Source organism: Skermanella sp. (assembly GCF_059503625.1).
In genome coordinates, this window is the sequence record NZ_JCACHA010000455.1 from 1 (window position 1) to 2,301 (window position 2,301).

A 2,301-nucleotide genomic window follows, 5' to 3' on the forward strand; every position below is an offset into this window, starting at 1 on the left:
GCGAAGCGGCAGCCGACAAGCAGGCGCGTCCATGTCGGCTGCCGCTTCGCTTTAGCCGACCTACGGCTACGGCGCTACAGGCGCTGGATCCTGTAATCGTCCCTGGCGGTCTCAGGTCCCGTACAATGCCGGCGGACCATGTTCCAAAGCCGGCGCCGGCCCGTCCAGCCAGCGCCGGCTCCAGCTTTGGAACATCAGGACGCCCCATAGGCTGTCGCTCCAGTCGCGCCGGCCCGCCAGATGCTCTGCCCAGCGCCGCCGGACCGCGACCGGGTTCAGCAAACCGCCTTCCCGCATCCGGCGCTCGTCAAGCAGGTCTTCGGCCCAATCGCGCAAGGGGCCGCGCAGCCAGGCGCCGACCGGCACGCTGAAGCCCATCTTGGGCCGCTCGACCAGTTCCTGCGGGACATAGCGGTATAGCACCTGCCGCAGCAGCCATTTGCCTTGGCCGTTCCTGACCTTCAGCGAATGCGGCAGCCCCCACGCGAACTCCACGACCCGGTGGTCGAGCAGCGGCACGCGCGCTTCCAGCGCCACCGCCATGCTGGCCCGGTCGACCTTGGCCAGGATGTCCTCGGGCAGGTATGTGACCGCATCCAGGAACTGCATGCGGCGGATGAAATCGGGGATCTCGGCGGCGACCGAACGGTCCCACAGGATGCCGCGCGGCTCCCGGCTGCCCGGCACGAGCTCCTCCGGATCGTCCCAGTGCGACAGCAGCCCGCGATACAGCCCGGCGTCGTCCGGCAGGGCCAGCATCGCGCCCAGCTTGTGCATGCGGTCGCCGGCCCGCTCCGGCCGCACCGCCGGCGGCACCAGCCCGAACAGGCGGTCCCACGCCGGTTCCGACACTCCCCCGAACAGGGCGGCCCCCGCCTTCTTCGCAGCGGACGGCACGGCCGCAAGGCGGCGGCGGGCGGCATCCGCCCAGAAATAGCGGTGATAGCCCGCGAACAGCTCGTCGCCGCCGTCGCCGGACAGGGCGACGGTCACATGCCGCCTCGTCATCTCCGACACCAGATAGGTCGGGATCTGCGAACTGTCGGCGAAAGGCTCGTCGAACATGTCGGGCAGCACCGGGATCACGTCGCGGACATGGTCCCGCGCCACGTAAAGCTCGGTATGGTCGGTGCCGAGATGCCGGGCCACGGCGGCGGCGTGGGTCGCCTCGTCATAGCCGGCCTCATGGAAGCCGATGGAGAAGCTGCGGACCGGACGGCCGCTCTGCGCCTGCATCAGCGCCACGACGGTCGAGCTGTCGATCCCGCCGGACAGGAAGGCGCCGAGCGGCACGTCGGCCATCATCTGCCGCCCGACGGCGTCGCGCAGCAGCCGGTCCAGTTCCTCCACGGCCTCGGCCGGATCGCGCTCGCGCGGCGATGCGCCCGCGAAATCGCGCATGTTCCAATAGCGCTCGACGCCGGTGACGCCCCTGCCCGGCTCCCAGGTCAGCATCGAACCCGGCGGCAGCTTATGGACGCCGCGATAGATGCTGTGCGGCTCCGGCACGTAGCCGAACCTGAAGAACGACGCCAGCGCATCGCGGTCCGGCTCGGCGTTCCAGCCCGGATAGGCCCTCAGCGCCTTCAGTTCCGACCCGAACATCAGGCCGCCGGCTTCTCCCCCCGTGCCGGTCTCTCCCCAGTACAGCGGCTTGACCCCGACCTGGTCGCGGACCAGCACCAGCCGCCGCGCCGCCTTGTCCCACAGGGCGAAGGCGAAGATGCCGGTCAGCCGCCCGACGGTCCGCTCGACGCCCCAGAGGGCGCAGGCCTCGACCAGCACTTCGGTATCGGAATGGCCGCGGAGCCTGACGCCCGCCGCCTCCAGCTCCGCCCGCAGGTCCAGGTGATTGTAGATCTCGCCGTTATAGGTCAGGACCAGCCGGCCGTCGGCCGATTCCATCGGTTGCCGGCCCAGCGGCGACAGTTCCACGATGGCGAGCCGGCGATGCCCCAGGGCGATGCCGGTGGACGGGTCGGTCCAGACGCCGTCGCCGTCGGGGCCGCGATGGGCGAGGCTGTCGGCCATCGCGCGGACGATCCGGGCGATCTCGTCGGGCCGGCGCCCGGCAGATCCCCCGGCGGGTTCGATGAAACCGCAGATTCCACACACCGGATTTACTCTCCCTGCCGGATCGTCGGCCCAGCCGATAGTGACCAGGATCTAATCGCCAATCCCGAATGGCCAGCCTCGAATAGAAGGTCGGGTGCGGGGACGGCAAGCGCAATCATCGGTAATCCGCGCGACCTTATGGATGACGGCGGTGAGTGGTCCCAGCCTCATTGACTTCCTCCCACG

At 69.7% G+C, this 2,301-nt stretch carries 1 protein-coding gene; it reads right to left on the minus strand.

The window, feature by feature from the left end; genetic code table 11:
• Positions 1 to 111: 111 nt before the first annotated feature.
• A complete protein-coding gene (asnB, locus tag AC5JJ6_RS10030) occupies positions 112 to 2,115 on the minus strand; it encodes an asparagine synthase (glutamine-hydrolyzing) (RefSeq protein ID WP_496041903.1) in 2,004 nt (667 codons plus the stop codon).
• Positions 2,116 to 2,301: the final 186 nt, after the last annotated feature.